This is a genomic window from Actinomadura scrupuli (genome assembly GCF_050971785.1).
GTDB lineage: Bacteria > Actinomycetota > Actinomycetes > Streptosporangiales > Streptosporangiaceae > Actinomadura_E > Actinomadura_E scrupuli.
In genome coordinates, this window is record NZ_JBPCCU010000002.1 from 562,618 (window position 1) to 586,199 (window position 23,582).

Genomic DNA, 23,582 nt, shown 5'->3' on the forward strand with positions numbered 1-23,582 from the left:
GCGAGCTCCAGCGGAACTTCCTGGACGCCACCGAGTTGATCATCGTAGCGCTGAACAGATGACCATCGGACGGGTGTCAGGAGACGATCGCTATGGACAGCACGCCGCCCGCGCCGGCGAGCATGGCCGCCTGATCCCTGCTGGTGGCCAGCACGAGGAGGGCTCCCTGGTCGCCGGCCGCCCCGGTGGCCGCGCGCGGCACGGCGAGGACGGGCACGCCCTGCGCCACGGCCCGGGCCCGGCCAGGTGAGATCGCCCCCTCCGGGGACTGCGCGGCGGCCAGGACGTCGATCCGGTCACCGGGATGCAGCAGCCGCACGGCGCCCGCGTCGGCGATGCGGACCGGGGTGGCGACCGTGCCGGGGCCGTAGCCGTCGAGCAGGTCACCGCCCGCCAGCCGTACGTCGGTCAGCGGCTCTCCCCGGCGCAGCGGCCCGGTGAGCAGGCGGCCGGCCGCTCCGGACCGTACCGCCCCGTCGGGCACCAGCGCGGCGGGGACCGCGACCGGCCGCAGGTCGCCGCCGTGCAGGGTCGCCCCGCCCGCCAGGTCGCGCGCCGCCACCAGGACCGGCACCGAGGCCGGCGCGGGCGGGCGCGCGGCAGGCACCGCCAGGCCCACCGCGGCCGCGGCGAAGGCGGCGGCGAGCGGCCGCCTGAAGCGGGCTAACCCGGCCTTCACGGGAGCTCCAGGGGAAGCTTGATGCCGTCCAGCATCCGCGGGCATGAGCAGTCGCGAGTGACGGGGAGCGCGGTGACGATCTGGCCGACCAGGGTGCGCAGCCGTTCGATGTTCTGGCCGAAGACCCGGAACACCTCCTCCATGGTGACGCCCTCGCCCTCCTCGATGCCGGCGTCGAGATCGGTCACCAGGCACATCGGGATGTAGCACAGCGCCAGCTCCCGGGCCAGCACGGCCTCGGGATGCCCGGTCATGCCGATCAGCGTCCAGCCCTGCGCCGCGTACCACTGTGACTCGGCCCGGGTGGAGAACCGCGGCCCCTCGACGACGACGAGGGTGCCGCCGTCGACCGGATCCCAGCCGGCGGCGCGGGCCGTGCTGAGCGCGGTGTTGCGCCCGGCCGGGCAGTAGGGATCGGCGAACGACAGATGCACCGCGCCCTCGTCGTAGAAGGTCTGGGACCTGCCGTGGGTGCGGTCGACGAGCTGGTCGGGCACCGCCAGCGTGCCGGGCTCGTAGTCGACGGTGAGCGAGCCGACCGCGCTGGGGGCCAGCACCTGGCCGACGCCGAGGGAGCGCAGCGCCCAGAGGTTGGCGCGGTAGGGAATCCGGTGCGGAGGGAAGCGGTGATCCCGGCCGTGGCGGGGCAGGAAGGCCACCCGCCGGCCGCCGACCTCCCCGATGGAGATCGGGTCGCTGGGCGGCCCGAAGGGCGTGTCGACGGTCACTTCCTCGAGGTCGTCGAGGAAGGAGTAGAAACCGGAACCGCCGATGACGCCGATCTCGGCCGAGGGCCGTGAGGACGACGGTGAAAGGGGCGTTGAGGAGGGCATACGGCGACCCTAGCCAGCCCGGCCGGCCCGGCGGGAGCCCCTCCCCAGGTTGTGGACAACCGGGCGGGCGGCCGGCCGGGACGCGGGCACCGGGCGGAGGACCCCAGGACTAGCCGGGGCAAGTCGGGGCGAGCCGGGGCAATGCAGATGGCGCGAGGAGCAGGCCGTGGCTACCGCTCGGGGTGCAGATCCGGCCCGGGTCTCATACGCGAGGCGTAGCGCGGGTGCCTCCCCAAGCGTGATGCCGACGCGCGATCGTGCCGGGAGGATTCGAGGAGGGGGAGGGTGATGAAGACCGAAACGCGATAGTACTTGACAACTCTCGGAAGCCGAGACACTCTGAAGCCACCTTACGACATATCTCGATCCAGGAGCGCAGGAGAGATCATGAGTAGTCCCCCCGGAGCAGGATCGTTGGCGGCCATACCGGCCGGCCGTCGTTCGAAATGGCTCATGCTCGTTGTGTGGCTGATCCTCATCATGGTGTTCGGCTCGTTCGCCGGGAAACTGCAGGGCGCGGAGAAGAACGACGCGGCGGCATGGCTGCCGGAGGCCGCGGAGTCCACGCAGGTGGTCAAGCTGGCCGAGCACTTCCGCTCGTCCGACACCGCGCTGGCCGTGGTGGTCTACGAGCGTTCCGGCGGAATCACCCCGGCGGACCGCGCCCAGGCGCAGGCCGACGCGGCCAGGTTCGCGCAGCTTCCCGGTGTCACGGGGCCCGCGCAGGGGCCGTTCCCGTCCAAGGACGGCAAGGCGCTGGAAACCCTGGTCCCGGTCACCGGAGAGAAGGTCATCGACTTCACCGACCCGGCACGTGACGTCGTCAAGCGCGGCCCGCCCGGTCTGACCACCCACGTCACCGGGCCGGTCGGCGGCGCCGCCGACCAGATCAAGGTCTTCGAGAGCCTCGACGGCTTCCTGCTGATGGCCGCCGGAATCGTGGTCATCGTGCTGCTCCTGCTGATCTACCGGAGCCCGGCCCTGTGGATCGTCCCGGTCCTGACCGTGGTCTGCTCCCTCTCGGTCGCCATGGGCGTGGTCTACCTGCTGGCCGAGCACGCCGGCCTGACGGTGAACGGGCAGAGCGGCGGCATCCTCCCGGTCCTGGTGTTCGGGGTGGGCACCGACTACGCGCTGCTCCTGATCGCCCGTTACCGCGAGGAGCTCCACCGGCACCAGGACAAGCACGAGGCGATGGCCTTCGCGCTGCACCGCGCCGGTCCGGCCATCCTGGCCAGCGCCGCCACCGTGGCGATCGGCCTGCTGTGCCTGATGGCCGCCGACCTGAACTCCACCGCCGGGCTCGGGCCGGTCTCCGCGGTGGGCGTCATCTGCGCCCTGGCCGCGATGACCACCCTGATGCCGGCCCTGCTGGTCACCCTGCCGCGTGCGATCTTCTGGCCGAAGGTGCCGCGCTTCGACACCGCGTACGCCAACCCGGACGCCTACGACAAGGAGCACGGGGTCTGGGCACGGGTCGCCACCCTGGTCAGCGCCCGTCCGCGCCTGATCTGGACGGTCACCGCCGCCGCGCTGATCGCGATGACCTTCGGCCTGACCTCCCTGCACGCCAACGGCCTGTCCAACGCCGGGCAGTTCGTCTCCAAGCCCGACTCGGTGGCCGGCGAGGCCGTCGTGAGCCGGCACTTCCCGGCCGGCAGCGGCGCGCCGGCAGTGATCATCGGTGACGCGTCCAATGCCGGCCCGCTGCGCGACGCGGTCGCCCGTACGCCCGGCGTGGCCGAGGTCAGCGAGCCCGTGACCGCCGGCGGCCATGTGCAGTACGAGGCCGTACTCAAGGTCGCGGCCGACGGCAAGGCGGCCCGGGACACCATCGACCGGCTGCGTACGACCGTCCATCCGCTGAACGCCAAGGTCGGCGGGCAGACCGCCTCGACGCTCGACATCGAACGGGCCGCGGCGCACGACAACAAGCTGATCATCCCGATCGTGCTGCTCGTGGTGTTCGTGATCCTGGTCCTGCTGCTGCGGTCGATCGTCGCGCCGCTGCTGATGATGGTCACCGTGGTGCTGTCGTTCGCGGCGTCGCTGGGCATCAGCGGCCTGGTGTTCGACAAGCTGTTCGGCTTCGAGGGGACCGACGCCGGCTTCCCGCTGCTGGCGTTCATCTTCCTGGTGGCGCTGGGGGTGGACTACAACATCTTCCTCATGACCCGGGTCCGGGAGGAGTCGCAGGCCCTGGGCACCCGGCGGGGCGTGCTGCGCGGGCTGACCGTCACCGGCGGTGTGATCACCTCTGCCGGCCTGGTGCTGGCGGCGACGTTCGCGGCGCTGACGACCCTGCCGCTGGTGGGCATGGTCGAGATGGGGTTCGTGGTGGCCTTCGGTGTGCTGCTGGACACCGTCGTCGTGCGGTCACTGCTGCTGCCCGCGCTGGCCTTCGACCTCGGCCACCGCATCTGGGCGCCGAGCAGGCTCGCCCGCGAGGAGCCGGAGGTGGGCGGACCCGAGTCCAAGATCCTCCAGCCCGTCGGCTGATCACGGGGGCCCATGCCCTCGTACGGAGCCGTACCCGGCGAAGCCCGGCCAGGTCCTCGGACCTGTGCCGGGTTTCTGCCTGCGGGGCTGGAGGGTCAGGCGACCTTTTCGGAAGAGCCGCTGGAAGAACCGCTGGAGGAGCCGCTGCCCGAGGAGGACGAACCAGAGGAGGAACCGGCGGACGAGGAGCCCGAAGAGCCGTCCGAGGAGGAGGACGAGGACGAGGACGAGGAGGAGTCGGAGGAGCCCGACGAGCCGGCCGAAGAGGTCGCGGACTCGGCCTTCTTGTCCGCGGCGGCGGTCGTCGCGGGGGTCTTGCTGGAGCCGCGGCTGTCGGTCCGGTAGAAGCCCGACCCCTTGAAGATGATCCCGGCGGGCGAGAAGATCTTGCGCAGCCGGCCGCCGCACTGGGGGCACTCGGTCAGGGCGTCGTCGCTGAACTTCTGCACGACGTCGAGCCGCTCTTCGCACGCGGTACAGGCGTACTGGTAGGTCGGCACGGCTTCCTCCTATTTGTGCAACCCAGCACGGGGCTGGCACTCACGTCTATCGACTGCTAATGGTACCGGCGCCGCCGTACCTTGGAACCCGCGGGCCTCAGCAGGTTACTCATACGGAACGCGCGTTCACGCCCGGCCGATTCCTGCATCTCCGGCTCCGAGAGACCCTGCTCGCCGAACCAGCCGGCCAGCTTGCCGCGCCGGCTGACCGCGCGCAGCCGCCGCTCGGCGGCCTCCCGCACCTCGGTCGCGGCCACGACCAGCAGCGTGTCGCCCGCCCGCAAGGTGGTGGTGGGCTCCGGCACGAAGCTGCGGTCGTTGCGGACGATCAAGGTGATCGAGGCCTTCGGCGGCAGCCGCAGCTCGAACAGCTCCACGCCGCTCAACCGGGAGCTCGCCGGGATGCGGACCTCCAGGAGGTCGGCGTGCAGGGCCTCCAGCGGCGCCGCCTCCACGTCCAGCTCCCGGGCCTCACCGTCGGTGATGACCTTGCACCACCGTGCCACCAGCGGGAGCGTCGGCCCCTGGAGCAGGGTGAAGACCACCACGACGACGAAGACGAGGGCGAACAGCCGGCCCGCCCCCGGCACGTCCTCGGTCATCGGCACGGTGGCCAGCACGATGGGGACCGCTCCGCGCAGGCCCGCCCATGACATGAAGACCTTCTCCCGGAAGGGGATCCGGAAGCCGAGCGTCGAGAGGAGCACCGACACCGGCCGGGCGACCAGGATCAGCACGAACCCGGTGACCAGCCCGGGCACGATCTGGCCGGGCAGATCCGACGGCGAGGCCAGCAGGCCCAGCATGATGAACAGGCCGATCTGGGCCAGCCAGCCGATCCCCTCGGCGAAGCCACGGGTGGCGGGGCCGTGCGGCAGCCGGGCGTTGCCGAGCACCAGCGCGCTCACGTAGGTCGCCAGGAATCCGCTGCCGTGCAGCAGGTTGGTGGCGCCGTAGGAGGCGACCACCAGCGAGAGCACCGCGATCGGGTAGAGACCGGAGGCCGGCAGCGCGATCCGGCGCAGGGCGTACGCCCCCAGCCAGCCGATGACCAGCCCCATCACGGCCCCCGCGGCGAGCTCGTACACCATCATCCCGAGCAGCAGGAAGAGGTTCGGCACGGCGTAGTCCGCGGCGCTGAGCATGATGACCACGATGACGACCGGCGCGTCGTTGAAGCCCGACTCGGCCTCGAGGACGCCGGACAGCCGGGACGGCAACGGCAGGCGGCGCAGCACCGAGAACACCGCCGCCGCGTCGGTGGGCGCCAGCACCGACCCGGCCAGGAGCGACAGCCGCCAGTCGCTGCCGAGGAACGTGTGCACGGCCACGGCGACGACGACGATGCTGATCGCGCAGCCGGCCGTGGCGAGGGACAGCGCGGCGGGCACCCCCGGGCGCACGTGCCGCCAGCTGGTCGTGATGCCACCCTCGGCCAGGATGATCACCAGTGCGGACAGGCCGAGTGTCTGGGCGATCGCCGGGTCGTCGAACCGGATGCCGGCCCCGGACTCCCCGAGCAGCAGCCCGAAGGCGAGGTAGATCAGCAGGCTCGGGAGCCCGGCCCGGTGCGAGAGGCGCACGGCCACGATGGAGACGAGCACCACGGCCGCCCCCAGCAGCAGCAACACATCGAGCCGCACGCGCACCTCCTCCCGGTCCTGTCCGAAACACTGCCACAGAACGCAACGAACCCATGCGTCCCGTGATCTCCGCGACCGTCCGCGGTGCCACCGGGCCGGGGCGCGGGCGGGCACGCACGGCCGTACGGGCAGGGCCGGCCGGGGCAGGCGGTCAGCGGTGGCGGATCTCCGGCGGAAGCCCGTTGACCACGTTCTTCACCGGGCGGCCGGCCGCGGCGGCGCTGAGATTCTCCACCACCTGGGTGAGGATGTTCAGCTGAGCCTGGCCTGTGCCGCCCGCCACGTGCGGGGCGAGCAGCACGTCCTCCTGGGCCAGCAGCGGGGAACCGGCCGGCGGCTCGTCGTCGAAGACGTCCAGCGCGGCGCCGCCCAGCCGGCCCTCGTCCAGCGCGGCGCACAGCGCGGACTCGTCGACGATGCCGCCGCGGGCGACGTTGATCACCAGCGCGCGGGCCGGAAGCAGGGCGAGGCGCTCAGGTCCCAGCAGCCCGGCCGTCTCCGGGGTCAGCGGCAGCGCCACCACCAGCAGGTCGGAGGAGCCGAGCAGGTCGTCGAGCTCCTGGTAGACCGGGCCGACGCCGGTCCGCGGCGTCCGGGACCAGTACGACACCGAGCAGCCGAGCGCGCCGAACAGCCTGGCGGCCTCGGCCCCGATCGCGCCGAATCCGAGGATCCCCACCCGCTGGCTGTGGATCTCCCGGGCGCCCCAGGCCAGCAGCTCCGACTGCGGCCACTCCCCGGCGCGGACCCGCCGGTCGCCCCAGGCCAGCCGGCGGCAGAGCGCGAAGGCGGCCCCCACCGCCCACTCGGCCACGGACCGCGCGTTGGCGCCGGCGGTGTTGGCCACCGGTACCCGGGCCGCCGTCAGCGCGGGCAGGTCGCAGCTGTCCACCCCGGCGCTCGGCATCTGCACGAACGCCAGACGCGGCGCCGCGGCCACCGCCGCGGCGTCCAGGGCCAGCTGACCCGTGAAGTCACCGATCACCAGCTCGGCGTCGGCCAGCGCCGCGTGCAGTCCCGCGCCGTCCCGGGTGGCGGGCAGCGACAGCGACACGGAGTCGCCGAGCGGGGCGACCATGCGCCGCAGCAGCTCTTCACCGAGCGGGGGCAGCGCCAGCACCCGCCATGGCCTCGTATCGGTCACGTCATGACCCTATGCCGACCTTCCGGGCAGTTCGAAATGGCCTAGAAGCGCCGGAACCCCCCGGCCGGGGTCACCACCGCGCGTACCCGCTGGTCATGCGGGTCGGCGGGCACCTCGTCCACGAGCTCGGAGTCGTACAGCAGGGCCACGGTGAGGATGCCGGGCCCGACCCGGGCCAGCGCGCGGTCGTACGATCCACTGCCCCGGCCCAGCCGCATGCCCGTCCGGCCGACCGCCAGCGCCGGGACGATCACCACGTCGGCGGCCGAGATGGCCGCCGTCCCGCGCGGTGGTTCGGTGGGCTCCAGCAGGCCGTACGGGCCCGGGGCCAGCGAGTCGGGGCCCTCGTAGGAGGCCCAGTCCAGGTCGCCGTCCGGCAGCAGCCGGGGGAGCAGGACATAGGTGCCGCGCTTCCACAGCGCGAACAGCAGGCTGTGGGTCTCCGGTTCGGTGCCGATCGAGACGTACGCCGCGACACTCGCGGCCATCTCGACCTCCGGGCGGACGAGAAGTGCGTCACGCAGCGCCCGGCCCGCCGCGGCGCGTTCCGCCGTGGTCAGCCTGTCGCGGGCGGAGAGAACGGCCTCGCGAAGGGTCCGTTTCGAGCTGATGTCCTGCACGTGCGACTCCTCGCGGTTGACTAGGGTCTGTGCATGGCCGACTTCGCACCAGTACTGAAGGCGGTCGTCCCGGCGGCCGGGCTCGGTACTCGATTCTTGCCCGCCACCAAGGCGACCCCCAAAGAGATGCTCCCGATCGTCGACAAGCCCGCGATCCAATACGTCGTGGAGGAGGCCGTGTCGGCGGGCCTGTCCGACGTCCTCATGGTCACCGGCCGGAGCAAGAGGTCCATCGAGGACCACTTCGACCGGGCCTACGAGCTCGAGGAGGCGCTCCGGGTCAAGGGCGACGAGGAGCGTCTCGCGTCCGTCCGTGAGTCCAGCGACCTGGCGGTCATGCACTACGTACGGCAGGGTGAGCCTAAGGGTCTCGGCCACGCGGTGCACTGCGCGCGCCAGCACGTCGGCCACGAGCCCTTCGCGGTCCTGCTCGGCGACGACATGATCGACGCCCGGGACGCCCTGCTCACCCGCATGATCGAGGTACGCCAGCGGTACGGCGGCAGCGTCGTCGCGCTCATGGAGGTCGAGCCCGAGCACGTCTCCTCGTACGGCTGCGCCGCGATCGAGCCCGTCGGCGAGGACGACGTCGTCCGGATCACCGATCTGGTCGAGAAGCCCGCCGTGGACGAGGCGCCCAGCAACTGGATCATCATCGGCCGGTACATCTGCGACCCCGCGGTGTTCGACGTGCTCGAGAAGACCCCGCCGGGCCGCGGTGGCGAGATCCAGCTCACCGACGCGCTGCGCACGCTGGCCGGCATGCCCGGGAGTGAGGGCGGCCAGGTGCACGGCGTCCTGTTCCGCGGCCGCCGCTACGACACCGGCAACAAGCTGGAGTACCTGCGCACGGTGGTGCAGTTCGCCGCCGAGCGCCCCGATCTCGCCCCCGAGTTCCTGCCCTGGCTGCGGGAGTTCGTGCGCACCCACGAGGTCGGCACCGAAGGCGCCGCCGGGGCATGAAGAGCGTCGACGAGCACCTGGCCGCCATCCTCGGGGCGCTGACCCCGCTGGCGCCGCTCGACCTCGCGCTGCTGGAGGCCCAGGGAGGGGTCCTCGCCGAGACGGTGCCGGCGCCCGTACCCCTGCCGCCCTTCGACAACTCGGCCATGGACGGCTACGCGGTCTGCGCCGCCGACCTGGCCTCGGCCTCGCCCGCCGCCCCGGTGGTGCTGCAGGTCGTCGGCGACGTGTTCGCCGGCGACCACGGCGTCAACGGGATCCGGCCCGGCCTGTGCACGAGGATCATGACCGGCGCGCCGATGCCGGGCGGCGCCGACGCCGTCGTACCGGTCGAGTGGACCGACGGCGGAACGGTCCAGGTCCGGATCGACCGGCCTGCCCCGGCCGGCAACTACATCCGGCGGGCCGGTGAGGACGTCCCGCAGGGCCAGGTCGTCGTGCCGCCCGGCACCCGGCTGGGGGCGGCGCAGCTCGGCATGCTGGCGTCCCTGGGGCGTTCGCGGGTGCTGGTCCGGCCCAAGCCGCGGGTCGTGGTCCTCTCCACCGGCAGCGAGCTGCGCGAGCCCGGCGCGCCGCTGGCGCCGGGGCAGATCTGGGACTCCAACAGCTTCATGCTCACCGCCGCGGTGGCGGAGGCGGGCGGAGTGGGCTACCGCCAGCAGACCGTGGGCGACGACCCGGGCAAGGTGCTGGAGATCGTGCACGACCAGCTGGCGCGCGCCGACGCCCTCGTCACCTCCGGAGGCGTCTCGATGGGCGCCCGGGACGTGGTCAAGGAGGCGTTCTCCACGGCCTCCGGGCGGCAGGCGGGCCCGGTCGAGTTCACCAAGGTCGCGATGAGGCCGGGCAAGCCCCAGGGCTTCGGCCTGATCGGCGACACCGGCACTCCGATCTTCACCCTGCCCGGCAACCCGGTGAGCGCCTACGTCTCGTTCCAGGTGTTCGTACGGCCCGCGCTGCGCGCCCTGCAGGGCCTTCCGCCCGAACCGCCCGACACCCTGACCGCCGCCGTGACCCAGGACCTTCGATCACCGGCGGGCCTGCGGCACTATGTGCGCGGAGTCCTGTCGTACACCGGCCAGGGCTACGTGATCGACCCCGCGGAGGGGCAGGGCTCGCACCAGATGGGCTCGCTCGCGACCGCCGACGCGCTCATCGTCCTCGGCGAGGACCAGGAGTTTCTTGCCGCGGGGTCGCGCGTCGAGGTGCTCAGGCTGCCAAGATGAGTGCCTCATGAATACAGAGTTCACTCATCTCGACGAGGGTGGCGCCGCGCGGATGGTCGACGTCTCGGCCAAGGAGATCTCCGCCCGTACCGCCACCGCGACCGGCTTCGTACGGCTGGCGCCCGACTGCGTGGTGGCGCTGCGCGGCGGCGACGTGCCCAAGGGCGACGCGCTGGCGGTGGCCCGGATCGCCGGCATCCAGGGCGCCAAGCGCACCCCGGACCTCATACCGCTGTGCCACCCCATCGCCGTCCACGGCGTGGCGGTCACGCTCGCCGTCACCGACGAGGGCGTGGCGATCACCGCCACCGTCCGCACGGCCGACCGGACCGGGGTGGAGATGGAGGCACTGACGTCGGTGTCGGTCGCCGCGCTCACCCTCATCGACATGGTCAAGTCGATGGACCCCGCCGCGGTGATCACGGACGTACGGGTCGAGGAGAAGACCGGCGGCAAGACCGGCGTCTGGCGGCGAGGAGAGTGACCTCCGTGCCGACCACGATCAGGGCGATGGCCGTCACGGTGTCCAACCGGGCGGCGGCGGGGGTCTACGACGACCGGTCCGGGCCGGTGCTGGTCGATCTGCTGTGGGCCGCCGGCTGCCAGGTGGACGGGCCCGTGGTGATCCCCGACGGCGACGCGGTCGAGGACATCCTCCGCGAGGCGGTCGAGGCCAGGTACGACGTCGTCGTCACGACCGGCGGCACCGGGCTCACCCCGCAGGACCTCACCCCCGAGATGACCCGCAGAGTCGTCGACCGGGAGATCCCCGGGATCGCCGAGGCGATCCGGATCGCGGGCCGCGACAAGGTGCCGGCCGCGATCCTCTCCCGTGGTGTCGCCGGGGTCGCCGGGCGTACTCTGATAGTGAACCTGCCCGGGTCCGCCGGGGGTGTACGGGACGGAATGGCGGTGCTGGGTCCGGTCTTGTCCCACGCGGTGGACCAGATCGGCGGCGGGGACCATTCACGGCCGGAGTGACCGCGGGCATCTGGTTATCAACCCGTGATGGCCAAGTGCCCGCCGACCAGGGAATCATTGGACCTGTGGAACGTTTGCGCGGCTGGCCGGTAACCCTTTCCGAAGGCGCCGTGGGACTCCGGCCGCTTCGGCTGCGCGACTCCGCGGCGTGGCGTGACGTACGCGTGCGCAACGCCGAGTGGCTGCGCCCGTGGGAGCCGACCAATCCGGAGACCCCGCTGTTCCGCAGCGGCCTCGGGCCGTACTTCAGCATGGCCAACACGATGCGCCGGGAGGCCCGGCAGGGCCTGGCCCTGCCATGGGTGGTGACCTACGAAGGGCAGTTCGCGGGCCAGCTGACCATCGGCGCGGTCGTGTGGGGATCCGCCCGGTCCGCACAGATCGGCTACTGGGTCGACCGGCTCGTCGCCGGCCGCGGAGTGATCCCCACGGCGGTCGCGCTCGCCGTCGACCACTGCTTCTTCACCGTGGGGCTGCACCGGGTCGAGGCGAACATCCGGCCGGAGAACACCGCCAGCCGGCGCGTCGTGGAGAAGCTCGGATTCCGGGAAGAGGGCCTGCGCCGCCGGCAACTGCACATCGACGGCGCCTGGCGGGATCACCTCTGCTACGCGCTCACCGTCGAGGACGTGCCCGGCGGGCTGCGGGCACGCTGGCTGGCGAGCGCCAAACAGGCCTTTCCGCGAACCTCTCCCTGAGGCTTTTCCACGCGTGTTTTCTCCGCCGTATTCCGGGGAGAGCGTTGCGATGAGCACCACGGTCCGACTCGTGATCAGAAAAGATTGAGTAAACATCAGGCCACTGGACCCTCGATCTCGCGACACACCGCCCCTAATACTCGTCAACGGCTGACAGTGGGTCCTACCGTGCGGGACGTGAGCATGTGTGCGCCCAAGGTCAGCAGCGCTCCTTGGCGTGCCCAGGGGAGCGCCGATGAGTAGCACTCTCCTGTACCTCGCGATCGTCGCCGTCTGGGCCGGGGTCCTGGTGCCCATGTGGCTGCGCCGGGAGGCCGACGCCCCCGGCTTCACCCGCCTGCTCCACCGCCGGTCCGGCACCCCGGACGACCCTGCGGCGGACGAGCCTGCGGCGGACGAGCCGCACGACCCCACCGCCTACGACGAGGACCCCGTCATCGAGGAGAGGCAGCCGCGGCGGCGCAACGGCCGGGCGGCCGTCATCGCCCGCCGCCGGCGGCGCACCTCGGGCCTGGTCCTGCTCGTCCTCGTCATGGCCGGAATCGTGATCGCCGGCCTCGCCCCCTGGTGGGCGGCGCTGCCCCCGATCGGCCTGCTGGGCGGTCACCTGTCGCTGCTGCGGGTCGCCGCGGGCATGGACGCCGCCCGGCGCCGCGAGGCCGCCCTGGCGCGTCTGGAGGCCCGGGCGCTGGAACGTGAGAGGCGGCTGGCCGAGGAGGCCCGGGAGGCCGAAGAGGCCGATCGGGCAGAGGTCATCGACCTCACCGCCCGCAGCCGCGCCGGCGAGGTCTTCGACCAGTACACCGATCAGCTCCGCGCCGTCGGTGACTGATCCCCTTCAGGTGCGCGAACACCCCCTGAGGTTTGCTAACCTTGGCGAGTCCTCGGGGATGTAGCGCAGTCCGGTAGCGCACTTCGTTCGCATCGAAGGGGTCAGGGGTTCGAATCCCCTCATCTCCACCGAGTTCATGCTGGTGAGGAAGGGTTCCGGAGATCATCCGGAACCCTTTTTCGATCTTATTGGCCGATAGGAGCCAAACGGGGAGCCATCGTCACGCGGACTTGACGGACTGTTCGCCGCTCTGGGCGGACGGGCTCGACCCGAAGATGGTGTTCATGGTCTCGGCGCCCTTGGTGATCACGGGCTTGAGCTGGTGCCGGTAGATCTTCTCTGTGACGTAGGTGCCCGCGTGCCCGACGAGATCGGCGATGGTCTCGACGGGTACGCCGTTGTCGCTCATGATCGATACGAACGAGTGGCGGAGTTCGCGGGGAATCCAGTCTTCGCCGATGCCCGCGTTCTTGGTGATGGACTTGAAGGTTCGGCGCACGTTGTGTGCGTCGAGGGGTGTTCCGACCTGGGAGCAGAACACGAGGCCGTGTTCATGCCATGCCTCCCCGGTTCGGACTCGTTGGATGCCTTGGCGCTTGCGGTGTTTCGTGAGGGCTCTTGCCGCCTCTGCGGGGAGTTCCAGTGTCCGGCGGGATTTCTTGGTCTTGGTGTCGCCTCCCGCGCGTACGGATCGCCAGACGTAGACGGCGAACCTCGTGTGTCGGAAGCCGACTTCGGTGACCGGTCGCCAGCCGACCTCGTCGTTGACCCATGCGACGACGTGCTGCCACCGGAGAGCGCGTGCCTCCTCGGTGCGGATGCCGGTCATCAGGCTGAGCACGACGTAGGCGTTCAGTCGTGATGCCTTGGCGTGTTGCAGTACGGCTTTGGCCTGGTCGAAGGTCAGGGCCTTGCTCGGCCTGCCGGCCCTGCCCTTGGGGGTGGTGACCAGTGCGGCCACGTTGCGGAGCACCTTGTCACGGGCCTGAGCCTGCCGGATGGACCGCTTGAGAATCGCGTGGACCCCTTGCAGGCTCCGGGTGGACAGTTTCTCGGTGAGTCCGTCGAGCCAGTCATCGACTTCGTCGGCTCGGAGATCCTTGAGTTTCTTCTTGCCGATCAGCGGGATGACGTGCTTTTCGGCGAGGATGCGGTTGGTGTCGATCGTCGTCGGATCGCGGCCCTTGAGTCCCTTGGACAGCCAGTCCTCTACGGCGTTCTTGACCGTGTAGTTCTCGGGACTCTTGATGCCGGAGTTCAGTTCATCGACGGCTTTGATCAGCTTGTCTTTGACGTCGGTCTTGGTCTTGCCCTTCCTCTTGAGGCGCTTGCGCCTGCCGTCGGGGGCGAATCCGAGGGAGAGGGCTCCGGTGAAGCCGTCTCCCTCGGCGTAGATCGTCCCCTGGTACTTACCGATCAGGATCTTTGCCAAGGGATCCCTCCTCGTGGTTGTCGAGGTATTCCTTGATCGCCTTCCTGATGACCCATGACACGTCGCGTTCCTGCGATGCGGCGTATCTGGCCAGGCGTTCTTTGAACTCGGCCTCCACTCGTACGGGGGGAAGCGTGGTTCTGTCGCCTGTCATGTGAGCGTCCTTCCTTCGTGATCGTGTTGATGCCGATCGGAGGGAGCGCGCTCGCGTCGATGGAGTTATCAAAGAGGCGTGGTCTCGGAGCCTTCCCCGCGTGGGGCGCGCCCCGGACCTTTCGTAGAGCAACGTAGCACAGCGTTCTACGCTCGTCATCGCTTCCCGTCGAGGGAAGCGATGAACTCGGCAAGGTGCTCGTCGGTGATGCGACGGAGCTTGCCGATCTTGATGCTTCGGAGTTGGCCGGTACGAAGCAGGAAGTAGACCTTGTCTCGGCCGACTTGGAGGGTTTCGGCGATCTGCTCGACGGTGTAGGTCTGCATGCTCACCTCCTTCTCCCGAGTGCTCTCGGGTGTGGGTGTTGATTCGTGGTGGTCTCCGTTCGTCACGATGGGTGGTCGGTCTTTGTCTACGTCTACGCCTCGTTACGCCCCTTACGTGCAGGCGCGCGCGAGACGTAGACGTAGACAAGTCACTGAGAGTGGCTACGAGGCGCGCCAACGTCCCCGACTGATCTGGATGACACGGCCGGCGTCAGCGAGGGAGCGGAGCCGTTGGTAGATCCATGGGCGGCTCATGCCGGTCGCCTTCATCAGGTGGGGTACCGGGATGCCCTCGGCGGGTGCGGCGGTCAGCATCGCCCACAGCAGCGTCTCGGGCTGGTCGTCTTGCTCGCCGTCCTCTGCCTTCTGGGAAGGGGGCTGTTCGCTGTGCAGGTGGACTCCCGCGTGCGCCTCGTCGATCGCCATCCGGGAGACCTCATCGAGGATCGGCCGAAGCTGACTGTGTTGCTGGGCGGCGTCGGTCACGGTCTCGTCGGTCAGTAGGTAGGCGCGGGCTCGGCGGGGCGTGTCGTGTTCGGGTGCGGAGATGAGGAACTTGCCGGGCGCGTTGAGGGTGTGGGCGTGCCATCCGGCGGTGAGCATCCCCTGTCCGAGGATGAGGTCGACGTCCTTGCGCTCTCGCACGCGGAAGCTGACGCGTACGTCCATCTGGGAGCGGACGGCTCCCTTGCCCATGGCTTTCTGGGTGGGGCGTTGGGTGGCGGCGATGAGGGTCACGGCGACGGCGCGGCCTCGTCGCGCGATGGAATCGGCGTCGCTGATCGCCTGGGGTGCGTCGTCGCTGAGTTCGGCGTACTCATCGATGACGATCACCAGCGCAGGCATGCCCGGGGTCGGTTCCCACACGCGGCGGCCTCGTGCGGCGAGCCAGGCGGCACGGGCCTCCAGTACGGCGACGGCGTCACGCAGGAGGGCGTGTGCCTGTTCGGGGGTGATGGCGAGGCGATCGAGGCAAGAGGCCCATGGCTGGAGTTCCATGCCGCGTTTGAGGTCGATCGCCCAGATGACCACGTCAGGGCAGGCGGTGAGGTTGCCCATGAGGACGTTGATGCCGCCGCTCTTGCCGGACCCGGCGATCCCGCCGATGAGAGCGTGCCGGCGGAGCAGCAGTACCCGCGCCGCCGTGGCGTCCTCGAAGGGTCCGAGGTCGATCGGTTCGGCGATCGAGGCGACGGACGGCCCGGGCCAGGCGATCGCGTCCGCGTGCGGATCGGTGGCCAGGACCCGCAACTCGAACCGGTTGGCCAGGTCCTCTCTGGTAGGGGAGACGCGGACGGCTCCCCGGAAGGTCCCGAGCGCCGATTCGATGGCCGGTACCTTCGCGATCACGTCGTTGATGGTCTGTCCGCGCGCCAGGGCGACGCGTGCGCGCCATCCCCACACGTCCACCATTGCGGACTGGACTCGGGAACCGGCCAATCCGACCGCTTGGGCGATCTCGGGCCATGCCGCGAGTTGGCGATCCACACGGACCTTGGCGCGGCGTCTGCGGTGAATCCACCAGGGCAACGCCAGCAACAACCCTCCGATGACGAGGGCTTGCGGGAGCGGCCAACCAGTGACTCCAAGACCGGTAGCGGCGGCAAGCCAGCTACCGGCGCACATGGTCACCGTGGCGGCGTAGTACCGCTCGACGGGCAGCGCCAAGCCCACGCGCTTGCCCCAAACCGCCAGACTCCACGCGGCCACTACTGCGGCGACGAGGAGGTAGGGCCACCAGTCCGGGTGTGTGATGTGGAGGATGGCTGCGCCGAGTGCCAGCACGGCCGCGAGGTAGGCGGGAGCGAGTTCTGACCGGTACCGCCACAAGGCGCGGGCGATCAGTACGGCCGCGATGTCCGGTAGTTGGTCGTCGTTGTTGATGACGATCATTGGTTGCAGGCCGTAGCGCCGCATCTTGCGGGCGTGCCGTCGCATCTGGTGGGCGCGGGTCATCCGTGCCCTCTGAGCGTGTGCGCTTGGGCGGTCAGTTCGTCGCGGAGGTAGGACAGGGGATCGGGCTCGCCCTCGTGGTGGGCGGCGATGGTGGCCAGAGCGGCGGCGGCGAGGTTGGCGCGATTGAGCCGGGTGGCGTCGAGGTCTGTCCGCAGACGGGCGACCTCCGCGACGAGGGCGGGGACGTCGGCAAGTGCGGTCTCGATGTAGCGCCAGATCTCGGCGGGACTCGTGGTCTGGAAGCCAGCGATGATCTCGTGTGCGGCCTGGTTGCGGGTCGCAACCTCCTGAAGGTCGGGTTCGGGCTCGTGGGGTGTGTCGGTCACTAGGGCATCACCTCCTTGAGGAGTGGTCGTCAATGGGGTGGGGAGCCGGTGAGCCAGGTGAGAATGCCGGCGACGAGGTGGCGGATCTGCGGTGCGGCACCGGTGGCGGCGAGGAAGAACCCGAAGAGCAGGCACACGGCGGCGTGCCAGACACGCAGGCCCATGTAGCGGTACGCCAGGAAGGCGACCACTCCGAGCACCGCCACCAGCGGAACGGAAACGGTCACAGCCTCACTTCCTTCCGGTTTCGGCTGTGTGCCTCACAGGTCGGGGTAACGGGCCTTGCGGCGACGCCACCGGGCACGGGAGCGGCACTTGACGCACCGCCACATGCCCGGCTCGACGCGGGCACTGCACGGGCAGGAATCGCCGGTGATGCTTCTCGGAAGTCGCATGCTCACCTGCCTGTCTCTTCGCGCTCGGCGTCGTTGCGGACGTGGACGCTGAGCAGCCGGCGGGAGGCTTGCCCAGTGCGGGTGAGAGCGGCGTCGGCTTCGGTCATGCGGCGTTCCTCAGCGTGGATGCCGAGGACGACCGTCACGAACACGCCGAGGGTGATGCCGCCGAGGAAGACGGCGGCGATAGTGCTCAGAGCGAGAATCATGTAGATCACTCCTTCTCGTGGCGCCCAGTGCCGTTTCTGTGGGATTCGGCTCGGGCGGGTTGTGGTGCTTACGAGAAAGAGGATCCGTCTGAGAGGTAGGACGAGATCACTGCGTGACCGGACGTACGCGTGACGTCCTCCGTTAGGGTGGGGACGTCCTGAGACGTCCTGCGAAACCGGTTGGGTGTATGCCGAACGAACGGTTGCGAGCAGCCCTCTTGCAACAAGGGCTGACGATTGCGGCTCTCGCCGAGACGATCGGCGTAGATCAAAAGACCGTCGAGCGGTGGATCACTCAGGATCGAGTCCCGTACCGAAAGCACCGCTACGCAGTAGCTTCACGCCTCGGATTCGATGAGACCTACCTCTGGCCGGACGCCCTCTCACAGGAGCAAGTAGCGGCGGCGTCCGGGAGCGAACTTGTCACCATCTACCCGCACCGCTGGGCCATGCCAAGGGACGCATGGGGACATCTGTTCGCCACAGCGAAGCAAGAGATCGGGGTCCTGGTCTACGTCGGCCTGTTCCTCGCCGAAGACAACGGAATACAGCGCCTCTTCCGCGAGAAGGCCCAAGCAGGCGTACGGGTCCGGATCCTCCTCGGTGACCCCGACAGCCCCCAGGTCGCCCAACGAGGCCAAGACGAGGGCATCGATGAAGCCGTAGCGACCAAGGTCCGCAACGCCCTCGTGCTCTACCGGCCGCTGAGAGCCGTCGAGGGCGTCGAGCTCCGGCTACACCGCACAGTGCTCTACAACTCGATCTACCAGTCCGACGAACAACTCTTCGTCAACACCCACGTCTACGGCATCAACGCCGCCCAGGCCCCCCTCTGGCACCTGCGCAAGGTCGCCGGCGGCGACCTGTTCAACACCTACACCGAAAGCTTCGAACGCGTCTGGGAAGGCGCCACACCACTACCGGGGGACTGATGGCACGCCGCATCGACTACTACGACGACCCCAACGCACCCCCCGTCAACAGTATGGTCCCCTCCGTCAACGTCCTAGTCGCCAACGACAACGGCGAGATCCTCCTTATCCGCCGCACCGACAACGACAACTGGGCACTCCCCGGCGGCGCCATCGACCTCGGCGAATCCGTAGCCCAAGCCGCCGTCCGCGAAACCCGCGAAGAAACCGGTATCGACTGCGAGATCACCGGCATTGTCGGCATCTACACCGACCCCAAACACGTAATCCACTACACCAGCAACGACGAAGTCCGCCAAGAATTCTCGATCGTCCTTATCGCTCGGCCAGCTGGCGGCACACCGACACCAAGCGAGGAATCCAGTCAGGTGCAATGGATAGCCCCAACAGAGATCGAAGCTTTGAGCATGGATCGTTCAATGCGTCTACGGATCAAGCACTACCTAGAGCAGCGGGACACGCCAGTCATTGTCTAGTCGTTTGTTCTTCTCACACTCGCCACGGCTATCTACTGAGTTATGAACGGGTTTGATCATGCTTGATCCTGATCTCGCTGGCGAGGCGGCCGTCGCCATAGTCAACAAGCAAGTCCTGATGTCGCTTCGCTGGTTCTATCGCTCTCAGCAGGTCCTTGATTACGGCATCGATGGGCAGGTCGAGATCAAGGATGATGGTCTACCCACGGGCCGTCTCCTAGCACTTCAGGTAAAGGGAGGACCTTCGTTCTTTTCTAGGCCCAATGCCAACGGCTGGACCTTTGTTCCGAAGACTAAGCACGTTCGGTACTGGTTGAAGCATGCATTGCCTGTGATAGTAGTGATCGTTGATCTCGATGAGGAGATCGCCTACTGGGAGCATGTGAATTCTCAGACTGTGCGCAGTACCGGCAAAGGATTCGCGATTACGGTTCCGAGGGAACAGACGATAGTCACGGCTCAAGATGCCTGGCTTGACATAGCCAAAGATATGGGTATGCGTGCCAGTGAGCGTTATCGAAAGAACCTCGAATTTCTTCCGCCGTCTGCAGTCGAAAACATCGAAAAGTCCTGGGAGATATCACCCGCCGCTACGGCCTGGCTAGCGTTGTTCCTGGCAGAGGGGCGCGTAAATCCTGGGCTCACGGTAGAAACTCTACTTGCTGGAGAACCGAGTTGGCTGCAAGAAGCTGGCTCATACGGTTGGAGCGCGATTGGTGCGTATGCATCCGAGCACAATTTGAATCGAGCCGCCGCCGATGCTTTTGAGCGTGCATCAGAACTCAACCCTGAGCGAAAGGGTCGGCTCTTGGCGCTCGCTGGACTCCAGTTGGCGGAAGAGGATAGGCAACGAGCTCGAACTCTATTTGATCGTGCTCAGCCGCTACCAGGAGGTGACCTCCTCGCGCGAATAGGAGCGATCTTGGTGGGCCATCCAGCTGGAAGCGCTCATCCATTCACACTGCCAGACGATCTTGATTTTTCTACAGAAGAATCTCAAAAAGAAGCGGCCGCACAAGGTCTGCTGGCAATACAGTTCCAACGTCAACATAGATACGATAAATGCACAGAGAGACTCCTTAAAGCCCATTCCCTCAGACCGGATGCCAGCACCTATATGCTTGCGCTTTCGGATGCCTACGTCAAACAAGCCCTTCAAAATGGCGATAATCCCGGCCACCTGGTGCATGCGTTTGACTGGGCAAATCGTGCACTAATCCAACGTCGGAAATGGGATGGAGGCACAATAGAGGCGCTAAGTGACGTACTCTCAGTGCTGATGCTTCAAAGTGACTATGAAAAGGTAGTTCAATTGGGCTCGCCTGAGCCGTACGGTGAAGCTCTGCCCCATGAATTTCGTGACCGAAAGATCGCTTACACGGTCCTCGGCGCCGCGAAGCTCCTGAATCGTGAGAGTGTTATATCTGATCTTCTGGATGCTTTGGAAGATCAAGAATACAGGGAACGGCTCAAGCTAGAGTTTTCTGGCAACCCCACCAAAGAACAAAGCATACAGCTAGCTAGAGAACATTTGCGAGAATCGCAAGAAGCTAATATGTATGATCTTCTAATCTCATCGGTGATGAGGCTAGCATCGCTTGGCGAAGATTATGTCTCTGCTCTAGACTCTCTAATCGAGCAAGGTATCACCTCAGATACGAATCGCGCTCTGGCGGCGGCGATTCTGACGGCTTACCGTAGCCTCGATGAGGCTCTGCCTAAACTGCGGTCACTGGCAGATCGAGAAGTGGCTGCCGCTCATCATCTAATTATTCTCCTGGTAAACGCGAGCAGGCTCGAGGAGGCTGAGGTTGCCTGCCGACGTGCATACGATCGCTTGCGTGATCCTGATTTTCTCGCTCAGCGTTTTGAGATACTGGTGCAACTCGGTCACAATGAAAAAGCAGAGTCGGTAGGCCAGGAGGTTATTGCAGAATCTGCGATAATTGGAATTCAGCGTGCTCGCGCATATCGCTATTTTGCACAGCAAGCAGCTTCGCGTGAAGACTGGGGTTCCGTTGAGCGCTATCTAACCAGTGCATTGGCAGCGGTACCCGACGTTTCTGACCGGTGGAATCTAATACGGGCTCAACTCAATCAGCGGAGAGACCAGCGGGCCGCCGAAGTAATTCTCGAGTTCCAGCTCATCCCACGTGATATCAGTGAAGCAAAAATATGGCTGAGAGTAATGATTAGCCGGCCATGGGATGACCATTTGGTCGCTCAAGGCCTAGCTCTTGCCAGTCGCTTCGAAGAAGACAATGAATTCTCGGGAGCGGTACTTTTGCATATTATTTCAACGACTCGCAGTGTCGAAGACAAATCGAATGACGAGGACAGTGGCATTGATGAGCTGAGCGCTGATGCCCGCTCAGTAGTGCAATCTGATTTGCGCAGAAAAGCGTTCGCCGCGTTGAACGCCTATGCGGATCTTCATGCGGATTCGACAATAATTCAGAGGCTTAACCTTTCACCGGAGCAACTGATCGAGCATTTTTATCAAGAATTTTCCAATAGGGATTATGGTCTCATACGAGAGTTGATCAGAAAAGTCGGGCTTGGCGCAATGCCCTTGGGTATGCTAGCCCTAGCTGGCAATAAGTCATATGCTTTGACTATACTTGAGCGCGCGGTCGGCGTGCAGGTAGCGGTCGCTTTTGACGGGGGCGTCCATACAGCGGAGATGTCAGCAGCGCTATCCGCTCTTGAAGGGCCGGTTGTTATAGAGGCTAGTGCACTATGCATGATTAGCTCGATAGCTAGTATTGGTGATATATTTGGTCATTTTTCAGACCTACTTTTGCCTGCCAGTTCACGCGATGACGTGACGATTGCGGCTGTGCGCGCCCGAGGTCTTACCGGAAGTGCGGGAACTATTGGCTGGGATGAAAGGGAACGAAGGCTCGTCTCACGTGAAGCGTCCGCTCAGGATCAAGCGCGCCTATTGGAGAGATCAGAAGATCTCGACGAAGTGGCTCGTAATGCAACCGTCAGGTCAATCCACTCGCTCAGTCTGTTTGAAAGATTTAATGACATTTTGGCTGCTCGACCTTGGCTAGATCCAATTGAACTGGCACATCGCGAAAATACTCCACTTTGGAGTGACGATGTCGCGCTACGTGCGTTGGCGCATAGCGTTGGCGTCAAGTCTTTTAGTACTGCTGCCCTACATGAAGCCCTTGTCAACAGGAGAATTGAAAGAGCGGAAGGCGCTTTGGCAGAAACAGAAATCGCCTCTGCTATCTACGATCAACAACTGTTGATGCGTGATTTTCTTGCGGAGCACGTTGTCGATATTCCGGTTGATTTGGAAGATCTCCTAGTCCAGGCAGAGACTGATGGGTGGATGCCAGCCGGAGCAGCCGCGGCCCAATTGAGTCGAGCCTCTTGGTGGGCTTGGCGAGAGTACCCACTGAAGGAGCTGGCGGTTATTTACGCTAAAGTTGCCCTCGAGCAAGCAGAATTGCTTCCTGCATGGCAGGTGTCAGCGATGGCTGGAGCTGCCGATAAATGGCTCGACTCTCCGGCAGCTGCATCAACTATGCTTGCCGTCGTAGCTTTGGCTGGGTTTGAACAGCAAAGTAATGTGAGTGTAGCCCGGCTCGGTCTCGTGCGTGCGAGAGAGTTGGCAGAATTGCTCGAAATTCCTGACCCTCAAACCTTTGTGCCCAATGCCGCGATGATTCTGGGGCAAATGGCCTATCTAGAAGATGTCGAAAACTTTGTGGCTGACGTTCTGAGGGAAGAATAGATGGCCTGCTGAGGTAGCTTGGCTCGCGCTATTCTCGGGGTTCGCTTCATTCAGCGAGGCCATGACGCCATTTTCTGCGAGTTGCACGTCGTCTATGGTCCTAGCTCGACGCAGGTATGTCAGAGCACACTCAGCGGATCATAAGCGTGAACACGGCGCGGTATTGGCCCAGACGCGTTCGAAGCTGCCGAGGTACATGCTGGCAATGTCGCCGTCTTCTACCATTCGGACATGGAGCACGGGTGATTGAGCGGCGGGAATTCCATAGACATGTGGGTTGACGAGAAGTTCGTCGTCAGCTCGGTAGATGGAAGCATAAAGTGGAGTCTGGTGAAGCCGGATTTCGATGCCCTCGATAGTGCGGAGTTTCTGGTAGAAGGTGAGGGCGTTCCGGATCTTGGCGGATATGGCGGTACCGATTCCCTCGTCTTCCCCGCGTGTCGTGATTTGAGGACTGTCTGGATCGCCCAGCAGGATCCGGACAGCGACATTCGCTTGTGCCTTGCTTTCGAGGGTTCGCAGAATGCCGATATCTTCGGAGATGAAGAGGCCAGCGTAAACCAGGATGCCAATCTCCCGTTCAGCGGACTCGAAGAGCCCTTGCCATGTCCCGTGGGGTACGGCCCAGCGGTGAGGGTAAGTGGCCAGCACCTCGAGCGGTGGCGACGCTGAAGTCTGTGGGGTGGCCGGGAGGGCTGGCCATAGCTCGCTTTCCTGCATCCCGATGAGGGCTGCCAGGCTTGACCGATGGCGGGCGTATGGCGTGCGACCGGCGAGCCAGCGCCGTACGGTCTTGGCGTCAACGGCCAGACGTGCCGCAACGTCGTGTTCGCTGAGTTGCGCGTTCGTGAGTGCGCGCCGCAAGGGCTCGTTCACTGCGGACCTCCCCGGGGTACGAACTCCTGACGCTAACAGAAGACGTCCCTAGACGTCCCTAGCTCGCTGGAGAGAGGCTCCGTCCAAGGCGGAGTCCGATACCGGGTCTGCATGATGGGCGTTGTCACGTC

General features: G+C 66.5%; 24 protein-coding genes and 1 tRNA gene. 11 read left to right on the forward strand and 14 right to left on the reverse strand.

Annotation, left to right across the window (positions count from 1 at the left end):
• Window positions 1–76 precede the first annotated feature (76 nt).
• Together ACRYCC_RS10325 and ACRYCC_RS10330 are read right to left on the reverse strand one after the other, a co-directional pair.
• Window positions 77–679, reverse strand: a complete 603-nt coding sequence (locus tag ACRYCC_RS10325) for an RcpC/CpaB family pilus assembly protein (protein ID WP_433810678.1) — start codon at window positions 677–679, stop codon at window positions 77–79.
• Window positions 676–1,512 carry an S-methyl-5'-thioadenosine phosphorylase gene (locus ACRYCC_RS10330; RefSeq protein ID WP_433810680.1) on the reverse strand — a complete coding sequence of 279 codons (837 nt, stop codon included), beginning with the start codon at window positions 1,510–1,512 and terminating at the stop codon, window positions 676–678. The genes ACRYCC_RS10325 and ACRYCC_RS10330 overlap by 4 nt, the downstream gene beginning before the upstream one ends.
• 453 nt (window positions 1,513–1,965) lie before the next feature.
• Here ACRYCC_RS10330 and ACRYCC_RS10335 point away from each other — a divergent pair, with 453 nt between their 5' ends.
• Entirely contained in the window at window positions 1,966–4,011 is a 2,046-nt protein-coding gene (locus ACRYCC_RS10335) for an MMPL family transporter (RefSeq protein WP_433810682.1), read from the forward strand.
• A gap of 95 nt (window positions 4,012–4,106) precedes the next feature.
• Here ACRYCC_RS10335 and ACRYCC_RS10340 read toward each other — a convergent pair whose 3' ends face one another.
• From ACRYCC_RS10340 to ACRYCC_RS10355, 4 genes are all read right to left on the reverse strand, one after another.
• A complete protein-coding gene (locus ACRYCC_RS10340; RefSeq protein WP_433810684.1) occupies window positions 4,107–4,511 on the reverse strand; it encodes an FmdB family zinc ribbon protein in 405 nt (134 codons plus the stop codon).
• A gap of 56 nt (window positions 4,512–4,567) precedes the next feature.
• Entirely contained in the window at window positions 4,568–6,154 is a 1,587-nt protein-coding gene (locus ACRYCC_RS10345; RefSeq protein WP_433810686.1) for a potassium/proton antiporter, read from the reverse strand.
• A 151-nt stretch (window positions 6,155–6,305) separates the two neighbouring features.
• Complete coding sequence (locus tag ACRYCC_RS10350; protein ID WP_433810688.1) at window positions 6,306–7,298, reverse strand: NAD(P)-dependent oxidoreductase; 993 nt, start codon at window positions 7,296–7,298, stop codon at window positions 6,306–6,308.
• A 41-nt stretch (window positions 7,299–7,339) separates the two neighbouring features.
• Window positions 7,340–7,918, reverse strand: a complete 579-nt coding sequence (locus tag ACRYCC_RS10355) for a 5-formyltetrahydrofolate cyclo-ligase (protein ID WP_433810690.1) — start codon at window positions 7,916–7,918, stop codon at window positions 7,340–7,342.
• A gap of 33 nt (window positions 7,919–7,951) precedes the next feature.
• Here ACRYCC_RS10355 and galU point away from each other — a divergent pair, with 33 nt between their 5' ends.
• From galU to ACRYCC_RS10390, 7 genes are all read left to right on the forward strand, one after another.
• Window positions 7,952–8,881, forward strand: coding sequence for a UTP--glucose-1-phosphate uridylyltransferase GalU (gene galU / locus ACRYCC_RS10360; protein WP_433810691.1), 930 nt, complete (start codon window positions 7,952–7,954; stop codon window positions 8,879–8,881).
• Window positions 8,878–10,107: a molybdotransferase-like divisome protein Glp gene (gene glp, locus ACRYCC_RS10365; RefSeq protein ID WP_433810693.1), complete on the forward strand. Its 1,230-nt coding sequence runs from the start codon at window positions 8,878–8,880 to the stop codon at window positions 10,105–10,107. Before galU ends, glp begins: the two co-directional genes overlap by 4 nt.
• A gap of 7 nt (window positions 10,108–10,114) precedes the next feature.
• Window positions 10,115–10,591: a cyclic pyranopterin monophosphate synthase MoaC gene (gene moaC / locus ACRYCC_RS10370; RefSeq protein WP_433810694.1), complete on the forward strand. Its 477-nt coding sequence runs from the start codon at window positions 10,115–10,117 to the stop codon at window positions 10,589–10,591.
• A 26-nt stretch (window positions 10,592–10,617) separates the two neighbouring features.
• Window positions 10,618–11,088 carry a MogA/MoaB family molybdenum cofactor biosynthesis protein gene (locus ACRYCC_RS10375; RefSeq protein ID WP_433812135.1) on the forward strand — a complete coding sequence of 157 codons (471 nt, stop codon included), beginning with the start codon at window positions 10,618–10,620 and terminating at the stop codon, window positions 11,086–11,088.
• A 74-nt stretch (window positions 11,089–11,162) separates the two neighbouring features.
• A complete protein-coding gene (locus ACRYCC_RS10380) occupies window positions 11,163–11,786 on the forward strand; it encodes a GNAT family N-acetyltransferase (RefSeq protein ID WP_433812137.1) in 624 nt (207 codons plus the stop codon).
• Window positions 11,787–12,021: 235 nt separating this feature from the next.
• Complete coding sequence (gene sepX, locus ACRYCC_RS10385; protein WP_433810696.1) at window positions 12,022–12,618, forward strand: divisome protein SepX/GlpR; 597 nt, start codon at window positions 12,022–12,024, stop codon at window positions 12,616–12,618.
• Window positions 12,619–12,672: 54 nt separating this feature from the next.
• A tRNA-Ala gene (locus ACRYCC_RS10390) sits at window positions 12,673–12,746 on the forward strand.
• A gap of 92 nt (window positions 12,747–12,838) precedes the next feature.
• Here the strand turns inward: ACRYCC_RS10390 and ACRYCC_RS10395 are convergent.
• The 7 genes from ACRYCC_RS10395 to ACRYCC_RS10425 form a co-directional block, all read right to left on the reverse strand.
• Complete coding sequence (locus tag ACRYCC_RS10395) at window positions 12,839–14,050, reverse strand: site-specific integrase (protein WP_433810698.1); 1,212 nt, start codon at window positions 14,048–14,050, stop codon at window positions 12,839–12,841.
• Window positions 14,028–14,204 carry a CopG family ribbon-helix-helix protein gene (locus ACRYCC_RS10400; protein ID WP_433810700.1) on the reverse strand — a complete coding sequence of 59 codons (177 nt, stop codon included), beginning with the start codon at window positions 14,202–14,204 and terminating at the stop codon, window positions 14,028–14,030. Before ACRYCC_RS10400 ends, ACRYCC_RS10395 begins: the two co-directional genes overlap by 23 nt.
• A gap of 155 nt (window positions 14,205–14,359) precedes the next feature.
• Window positions 14,360–14,530 carry a helix-turn-helix domain-containing protein gene (locus ACRYCC_RS10405; RefSeq protein ID WP_433810702.1) on the reverse strand — a complete coding sequence of 57 codons (171 nt, stop codon included), beginning with the start codon at window positions 14,528–14,530 and terminating at the stop codon, window positions 14,360–14,362.
• A 162-nt stretch (window positions 14,531–14,692) separates the two neighbouring features.
• Window positions 14,693–16,315 carry an FtsK/SpoIIIE domain-containing protein gene (locus ACRYCC_RS10410; RefSeq protein WP_433810703.1) on the reverse strand — a complete coding sequence of 541 codons (1,623 nt, stop codon included), beginning with the start codon at window positions 16,313–16,315 and terminating at the stop codon, window positions 14,693–14,695.
• Between the two features lie 167 nt (window positions 16,316–16,482).
• Window positions 16,483–16,812 carry a hypothetical protein gene (locus tag ACRYCC_RS10415; protein WP_433810705.1) on the reverse strand — a complete coding sequence of 110 codons (330 nt, stop codon included), beginning with the start codon at window positions 16,810–16,812 and terminating at the stop codon, window positions 16,483–16,485.
• A 29-nt stretch (window positions 16,813–16,841) separates the two neighbouring features.
• On the reverse strand, window positions 16,842–17,039 hold the full coding sequence (locus ACRYCC_RS10420; protein WP_433810706.1) for a hypothetical protein: 198 nt from the start codon (window positions 17,037–17,039) through the stop codon (window positions 16,842–16,844).
• Between the two features lie 170 nt (window positions 17,040–17,209).
• Window positions 17,210–17,416, reverse strand: a complete 207-nt coding sequence (locus tag ACRYCC_RS10425) for a hypothetical protein (RefSeq protein WP_433810708.1) — start codon at window positions 17,414–17,416, stop codon at window positions 17,210–17,212.
• 449 nt (window positions 17,417–17,865) lie between these two features.
• Between ACRYCC_RS10425 and ACRYCC_RS10430 the strand changes: the two genes are divergently transcribed.
• From ACRYCC_RS10430 to ACRYCC_RS10440, 3 genes are read left to right on the forward strand one after another with little or no spacing between them, the layout of a single operon-like run.
• Window positions 17,866–18,348: an RNA polymerase alpha/RpoL/Rpb11 family protein gene (locus ACRYCC_RS10430; RefSeq protein WP_433810710.1), complete on the forward strand. Its 483-nt coding sequence runs from the start codon at window positions 17,866–17,868 to the stop codon at window positions 18,346–18,348.
• Window positions 18,348–18,824 carry an NUDIX hydrolase gene (locus tag ACRYCC_RS10435; protein WP_433810712.1) on the forward strand — a complete coding sequence of 159 codons (477 nt, stop codon included), beginning with the start codon at window positions 18,348–18,350 and terminating at the stop codon, window positions 18,822–18,824. Before ACRYCC_RS10430 ends, ACRYCC_RS10435 begins: the two co-directional genes overlap by 1 nt.
• A gap of 58 nt (window positions 18,825–18,882) precedes the next feature.
• Entirely contained in the window at window positions 18,883–22,575 is a 3,693-nt protein-coding gene (locus ACRYCC_RS10440) for a DUF4365 domain-containing protein (protein ID WP_433810714.1), read from the forward strand.
• A 138-nt stretch (window positions 22,576–22,713) separates the two neighbouring features.
• On the opposite strand, the gene ACRYCC_RS10445 is transcribed toward ACRYCC_RS10440, so the two are convergent.
• The gene (locus ACRYCC_RS10445) at window positions 22,714–23,451 is read right to left on the reverse strand and encodes a helix-turn-helix domain-containing protein (RefSeq protein ID WP_433810716.1); all 738 of its coding nucleotides are present in this window, start codon (window positions 23,449–23,451) and stop codon (window positions 22,714–22,716) included.
• Between the last annotated feature and the right edge of the window lie 131 nt (window positions 23,452–23,582).

Excerpts from the sequence above, each read along its gene's own strand:
- ACRYCC_RS10330 (WP_433810680.1), bottom strand. The coding sequence starts at position 1,512 with ATGCCCTCCTCAACGCCCCTTTCACCGTCGTCCTCACGGCCCTCGGCC.
- ACRYCC_RS10335 (WP_433810682.1), top strand. The coding sequence starts at position 1,966 with ATGCTCGTTGTGTGGCTGATCCTCATCATGGTGTTCGGCTCGTTCGCC.
- galU (WP_433810691.1), top strand. The coding sequence starts at position 7,952 with ATGGCCGACTTCGCACCAGTACTGAAGGCGGTCGTCCCGGCGGCCGGG.
- glp (WP_433810693.1), top strand. The coding sequence starts at position 8,878 with ATGAAGAGCGTCGACGAGCACCTGGCCGCCATCCTCGGGGCGCTGACC.
- moaC (WP_433810694.1), top strand. The coding sequence starts at position 10,115 with ATGAATACAGAGTTCACTCATCTCGACGAGGGTGGCGCCGCGCGGATG.
- ACRYCC_RS10375 (WP_433812135.1), top strand. The coding sequence starts at position 10,618 with ATGGCCGTCACGGTGTCCAACCGGGCGGCGGCGGGGGTCTACGACGAC.
- sepX (WP_433810696.1), top strand. The coding sequence starts at position 12,022 with ATGAGTAGCACTCTCCTGTACCTCGCGATCGTCGCCGTCTGGGCCGGG.
- ACRYCC_RS10400 (WP_433810700.1), bottom strand. The coding sequence starts at position 14,204 with ATGACAGGCGACAGAACCACGCTTCCCCCCGTACGAGTGGAGGCCGAG.
- ACRYCC_RS10405 (WP_433810702.1), bottom strand. The coding sequence starts at position 14,530 with ATGCAGACCTACACCGTCGAGCAGATCGCCGAAACCCTCCAAGTCGGC.
- ACRYCC_RS10425 (WP_433810708.1), bottom strand. The coding sequence starts at position 17,416 with ATGATTCTCGCTCTGAGCACTATCGCCGCCGTCTTCCTCGGCGGCATC.
- ACRYCC_RS10430 (WP_433810710.1), top strand. The coding sequence starts at position 17,866 with ATGCCAAGGGACGCATGGGGACATCTGTTCGCCACAGCGAAGCAAGAG.
- ACRYCC_RS10435 (WP_433810712.1), top strand. The coding sequence starts at position 18,348 with ATGGCACGCCGCATCGACTACTACGACGACCCCAACGCACCCCCCGTC.
- ACRYCC_RS10440 (WP_433810714.1), top strand. The coding sequence starts at position 18,883 with ATGCTTGATCCTGATCTCGCTGGCGAGGCGGCCGTCGCCATAGTCAAC.